Annotated in this window: 5 protein-coding genes; all 5 read left to right on the forward strand. The window is 46.8% G+C overall.

Annotated elements, in window-relative coordinates; all coding sequences use genetic code 11:
* Positions 1–231: 231 nt before the first annotated feature.
* On the forward strand, positions 232–1,449 hold the full coding sequence (locus IE090_RS17610) for a hypothetical protein (RefSeq protein ID WP_189390431.1): 1,218 nt from the start codon (positions 232–234) through the stop codon (positions 1,447–1,449).
* Between the two features lie 8 nt (positions 1,450–1,457).
* Positions 1,458–2,462, forward strand: a complete 1,005-nt coding sequence (locus IE090_RS17615; protein WP_189390432.1) for a hypothetical protein — start codon at positions 1,458–1,460, stop codon at positions 2,460–2,462.
* 64 nt (positions 2,463–2,526) lie between these two features.
* On the forward strand, positions 2,527–4,674 hold the full coding sequence (locus IE090_RS17620; protein ID WP_189390433.1) for a M15 family metallopeptidase domain-containing protein: 2,148 nt from the start codon (positions 2,527–2,529) through the stop codon (positions 4,672–4,674).
* The gene (locus tag IE090_RS17625; RefSeq protein WP_189390434.1) at positions 4,629–5,471 is read left to right on the forward strand and encodes a hypothetical protein; all 843 of its coding nucleotides are present in this window, start codon (positions 4,629–4,631) and stop codon (positions 5,469–5,471) included. The genes IE090_RS17620 and IE090_RS17625 overlap by 46 nt, the downstream gene beginning before the upstream one ends.
* Before the next feature lie 611 nt (positions 5,472–6,082).
* Positions 6,083–6,403, forward strand: a 321-nt coding sequence (locus tag IE090_RS17630) for a hypothetical protein (RefSeq protein WP_189390435.1), incomplete at its 3' end; no start/stop codon positions are given.

Raw genomic sequence — 6,403 nt, forward strand, 5'->3', positions numbered from 1 at the left:
CATATTTCTTTTGTTTAGGCCGCTCTTCCCGCAGAATCATACTGTCGATAGTGAATCAATAGACAAAGCTCGTCATGGTAGTGCCCTTTCGTTAAAGTGGATGTCCCTGTAGTTTCTACGCCGTGTACTCGCGGCTGGACAACTTATTGCGACGGCACGGAAGCACGTGAACGCGATGTTTTTTCGGATGGTTGGGCGACGTGTGCATCGGCTCATGTGTCACATGAAGCCATGGTTAAGCGTTTTAGAGCTAGAAATCTGGCGACGGCAGCGATAAGCCCAGCAGACGTTGGTGCTGCAGCAAGCAGGGTCGACCGTGAGTTTTTAACTTGGTTGAGTCGTGATTGGCAGCATTATATGGAAGTATATAACGAGCACGGTGAGCACGAGGTTATTAATGATGAACACCCAAGATTTAATGCTTGGGCGGCAACCGCCGCAGATATCTGGCAGGATGGGTCGGGCACGTATGTTCCTCAGACGTTGGAGGATACTGAGTGGCAGCAGGTATTGACTGAAGCTGGCATTACTACCGGCGATCTGCCTACCAAAGCTGATTTATTGGCTGCCTGGGCGACTCAAGAATCCGAGCTTCACTGGGGCGGAGGCCATCCGGAGACCCCTTTTCGTATGCATGAAGGCGGTGCCGATGAAAGCGGCAGTTTAAGCTTTAGTCAGATTCTGTATAAAAGTCGTTACGGGCCTCGCCCTTGTGCAGCACACAGTGATATGGCGCTTAACTTCTATGATCCCAGTGACCAGTTGCGGGCATTTGTTGCACATACCGCCTCAAGCAACGGCTCTACTGCCACCACTGGGAGCTGTCACGGAGGAATGCACTTGGCTTTTAGTGGAAACAACCCCATGCGTGAGGAATATAATCAAAGGCTGAGAATTGATGGGGGTGTGAATCAAATGGCAGATTTTCGCGGGTATATTGATAACAGTACGGGTGCCTTCGTTGCTCGTGCTCAAGGAAGCAGAGAAGACGATTACGAAGCCTTAGCCAAAGCCATTGCGTTTTATAATGGTGCCTCACTATGGATGAGAAACTTTACCTGGCCTAGGGCGATTCGCTATTTGCAGTATGATGAAGACTCGACTCGCAATATAGGAGCCGGTGGCCGAGATGGCAATTATACTGCTGATGGCACCTGTCATAGTTGTAAATACAGCATTGAAGTACGCAACCAGGCGGGTTTGTTTGCAGGCCGCTTAAGAGACTATGTCTGGCTGGGTGGTATTGCCACGGCAGATATTAATACCGACGCAGATCCGGAGGTAGAGATCAGGGCCGGCGAGGAGTGGTGCTTTGTGTATGGGGAGAGTGAGTGGATTACCCATGAGACGGTTCTAGATGAAGGGACTGGCCAGCAGAGAAGAAAAATCTTTAGCGACTTTATGGAAGATGCTGAAGATAATAACCTTCTGAAGACAGTATACGGGTAGGTCGTAATATGAAAGAAATGGTTTTATTAGCGTTACTTTTGACTGTCTCTCCAGTGGGTTACTCAATAAATGACCTGGAAGCAGGTTTTTTAACTAGAGAAAAACCAGAGCTGCGTAGGGAGATAAAGTCTAAGTATAAGACTAGGCCTGGATATCTTTATGAGTATGAAAGAAACAAATACTACTCCTTGTCTAAAACAGGTAGTGCGGTAGGCTCATACGATTTAAATGACGCTGGCTCGCAGTTGAAAGGCTGGGGCATTAAGCGCTGGCCTCATTTACAAGTCCCGCCAGAGATCAACTTTGCACCGGGTATGACTCAGAATCGTCAGCCGACATTGCGTCCAAGAAGCCCCAGCACCGGGTGCTTAACACAATCGCCGCTGCGCTATGGCGACCTCGAAGGCGATGGCAGCAACGAAGTGTTTTTAGTTCTTGACGATGAACTGATCGTATTTTCACCAGAGTATGAACGCATTGTCTTTGCGATGTTTATTGATGCGAGCGATTGGTGGCAGTGGGATGATCATGATTGGCTGAGGTTGTATAAAGAAGACCATAATGGCAACACGCCGCCGCTGGAAGATCAGTATCATGGCAACTCCCACTCCTGGCTGGGCAGTGCCGTTCAAGGCCGGTTTGAGCCGGGTGTGCGAGCTTACAGTAAGCTGTTTACCGGTGACTTTGATCAGGATGGCAATCCGGACCTGATTAAGTGGGAGAAGGTTTACATCAGCAACAAAAAAACCGAATCCATCGCTTGGAATAAAGTCCGTAATAGCTTGACCCATTACGAGCGCGACCTAGCGACACAAAAACGTCTTGAAAACGGTGTGACTGGCGAGTATTTACCACAAATCACCCTGGACGTAGTGATCGAAGGCTGGCTGAGGGAGAATGAACTGACCTGGCAGCAAGGCTTTCCATCATTTTCTGAATGCCCAAGGGAAGAGGGCAAATTGATCCCGGAAATACACGATCCGTTGCTTAATGATCCGGATGTGTTGCGCTGATGGCTGACATGGCTCTTTAACAATTGGGGTAAATAACCCAGCCGCTTGCAAACCAAGCGGCTGGTTGTTTTTACGCTTCGAGTGGCTCGATGCCAGCGGCTACCCCTTGCCAGCTGGGCTAAAAGGGCGCGGTTATACGGGGCGGGTGACTCGCCAGGTGGCCAACGATGGCGATGTGTTCGACAGCGGCGTTAAAGAATTTGCCATCGACCCAGGCCGGCAGCTGCAAAAACTGGATTTTGACAATGACCAGGCCTATCACCACTACGTGCAAGTCAACGCCCAACCCGAAGGCGAGCAAAACGACTTTTCCACCGGCGACCATACTGGCGTATTGCGCCATCGTCCCAGCCGTTATGTACCAGTAAAAGTGCCGTTGTATGACGAGCAGTCGACAGAGTTTGAACGCAGCCGGCTGGCACAGGACAGCTCTCTTGATAGCCGTGATATTACGCCGCGCTTTAATTGGGTGCACCGCCCTGAATTAAGCTTTAGCGTCATTGATCTCACCATGCAGGAAATTAATCTGCAGCTTGCTAGCGACGATGATACGGTGGAGCGTATTAACTTGATCGATGATGTAAGCCCTGTCATTGCCGGTGCTGATGATTTGGTGGAGTTGGTCTTTCAGCTTACCACCAGTCAGTATCAGCGCATTACACCCCTTGAGGCAGAGCGTGAGTATGTTTTTGCCTTGGGTAGTTATGAGTTAGTGTTCAGTGTTATTCCAGGGGAGGGCGGTGAGCGCCGTCTAATATTTGAAGATCTAGCTCATTTAGATGAGTTGGAAGTAGAGGATTACCTAAGCTTAAGCTTGTACCTAAATCACGATCAGCAAAATGTCTTATGGGATTGGGCATTTAATGTTGAAGGTATTGAGCTGACTACCTCTGCTGATGAAGGTAGCCGTGAAGCAAAATCATTTATTATCTGTGAGCACGATCAGGTCAGCAGTGGTGCGTGTGAGTTGCAGGAAAGTATTCAAGCTGAGTTGGTGGGCAATCTAGACGATGAAGATGTGATTGTTTGGAAGGTCGAGGCGTTAAAGGGCAATATGGTCACAGACGATTTGGGTACACTCACGAATGCAACCAATAAGCCCTACATGTATGGCAAAACGAAGTCTCACAAAGTTCGTGCTGCTGGTGAGGCACAATGGAGTGTTGCCATGGGAAACACCGAAGGGCTGGGCAAATACGGTGAGCCATTTGAAACATCTGAGTTGCTGTATAAAAAAGCAACGTATTTTAGTTTTAAGCCGGATATGAGTGATGAGGAACATTCGCCAGCAAGACATCATTCGGGGATTAAGCCAGGCACAAGGCAAACAGATATTTGGCGTCGAAACCCTCATGTGGCATACAAGATAACCGCTACAGTAAATGATAGAGCATATTCTGCTGTCGCAAAAATGGATCATAAAGATGTTATCCGTCAGGAGTTTGTTAATCATATCTCGTCTGTGTCTGATAATATTTCTAATATAATTAATACTCCAGAGCGCGAAGATCTAAAGAGTAAAAAGGAACTCGGTGCAATATTGAAAGGTGATTGGGGGCAGGCATATTATGATTATGTTTTCGATAAGCATCTGGCTCTGTTGGCCAATAAGGCAAAAGGAGCGTTGCGCTCTGAGCCCCAGCATACATTTTCCATCCCTAATAAAACGGTGACTGATTCTTTGCCTGTTGGTAGTGAATTATCTGATAAGCTACGGATGAATAGCGCGTGGCGGAATCCGGAGAGAAACGAGCGTATTACTGATAATGCAACAAGTAGGCACATGGTCGGTAGGGCGATAGACCTCGGAGCCAGTGGTACTCCCCTTTATGGTCCAGGTACAGCGAACAGGGCTAAGCTCTTGTGGCAGTTGTGGAGGGCTATATCGTCCTCTTCTTCTATAGATAATGGAGTCGAGATTAGATGGATTCTTGAGCATGGGCCGACATCTACTTACTATCTACAAGGAGGTGTGACTCCTTCTTGGAGTAAAATTGAGAGAACTTTTAATGACACTGATGTTCGGGGTGCCTCCCCTGTAGATCCTGCAGATGGTATCCCAGATATATTTAATCTTTCTTCTCATGTTCATTTGGAAAGTATGCCTCAAAGGGGTAGGGGGGTGATATGTTTATGTTTTTTCTTTTTTCTATCTTGGTGTCATCCATGGCTGTGGCCAATGATGATGGGCTCAATGATATTGACATATTAAAAAAATACTTATTTCTTGGGTACTCAGGTGTGCCTCGATCCGAAAGAATTGAAGAGGTTAATAGGCTAGCGGTGAAGATAGATCGAATGATGGAAAGTTCACCTGATGAGCCTCGAGTAAATATGCTGAAGGGGTTGCAGCTTTATGCGCAGATATATGCGGATGGTCAACTTTCTAAGGTTGAGTCGCAAGAGTTGAAGTTGAAGAGTCAGGGCTTTCTCCGAGCGGCTTTAGTTGGAAATGGTATCGATAATTCTTTAAGTTTGAGTGAATTAGAGATAGTGAGGGCTTATTCAGGACCGGAGCTGATCCCTTTGGTGGTTGATCAAATCATTAGCTATAAGAGTGACTATGATGAAAAAGCTATTGTGGAGCTAAAAAGACAGAAAATCGATAATTTGATCCGTGCCGGCCGTGTCGAAGCTGCTGAGCAGGAAATGGTAGAGACGAATTTAGAGCATCCTAGTTTTAAAAGCATGGAGTGGGATTCTGCGTTTGAGGAGCAAATCGCAAAAGTAGAGAATAGTAATCAGGGGGGCTCTCTAAATATAGATGGCAATGCTCTGTCTCTAGGTGATGAGGGTACACAGAAAGGCTTGGCCGCTGTTGGTGAAGTTGACAGTGATGTTATTGTTGATAGTGAATCAGCTGAAGTGAAGCCTTCAGAAATGGCGAAGAAGGGTGTTGAACCTATAACTAAGGCACCCAAAGAAGAGAGTAACTGGCTGATATTTCTTTGTATGGCTTTTATTCTACTGCTTGCTGCTATGGCGCTGTATCTACGCGGGCGCTCATAGGGCCTGCGCGCACCAGGGGGTGGAGGATAATTGTCAAATTCTAGTCAATGGCTTCTCGCTGGGAATGGTCAGATAGCAATATTATATGCTCAACTCACCTTGGTTGACTTTTTTATTCTTCAAGAAAGTAGGGAAGACGATTATGAAGCCTTAGCCTTAGCCATTGCGTTTTATAATGGTGTCTCACTATGAATGAGAAACTTTACCTGGCCTAGGGCGATTCGCTATTTGAAGTATGACGAACACTCGACTCGCAATATAGGAGCCGGTGGCCGAGATGGCAATTATACTGCTGATGGCACCTGTCATAGTTGTAAATAAAGCATTGAAGTACGCAACCAGGCGGGTTTGTTTGCAGGCCGCTTAAGAGACTATGTCTGGATGGGCGGTACTGCGGCTGCGGATATCAGTACTGATGATGACCTTGAGATAGAAATCAGAGCGGGAGAAGAATGGTGCTTTGTGTATGGGGAGCAGGATTGGGTTAGCCCAGCTTTTAATGTTCCAGATCCAAATAACGCGGGTGAGCAAGTAGGTGCAAGATTTGGTGACTATAGAACCCGTGCTGCCAACAATAATGCCAACAAGATACCTTGCTCTTAGGAGTGAAAATGAAAGTACTATTTATGCTGCTGTCTATGTTTATTGCTTCCTATGTTTGTTCTTTCGAGCTAAATAGCGGTGTGGGGGAAAAAGATATTCCCCAGGAAATTAAGTCCATTATGTGGCATGCGAAAGGTGGACCATGGATCCCTGAGGCATTGGTGATGAAAGATGATGATACTTTCTATTGGCTGTTCAGGAATAGGTCGATGGCTTTATTCGACTTAGCTAAGAGAGAAAACTTAAAAGGCTGGGGGCTTGAGCCCTGGCCCCATTTAGATTTTCCTCCTGAAATTCGCTTTACACCAGGTATTAGTGGCTATGACTTG

The sequence above is a fragment of the Bacterioplanes sanyensis genome, from assembly GCF_014652515.1.
Classification (GTDB): domain Bacteria; phylum Pseudomonadota; class Gammaproteobacteria; order Pseudomonadales; family Oceanobacteraceae; genus Bacterioplanes; species Bacterioplanes sanyensis.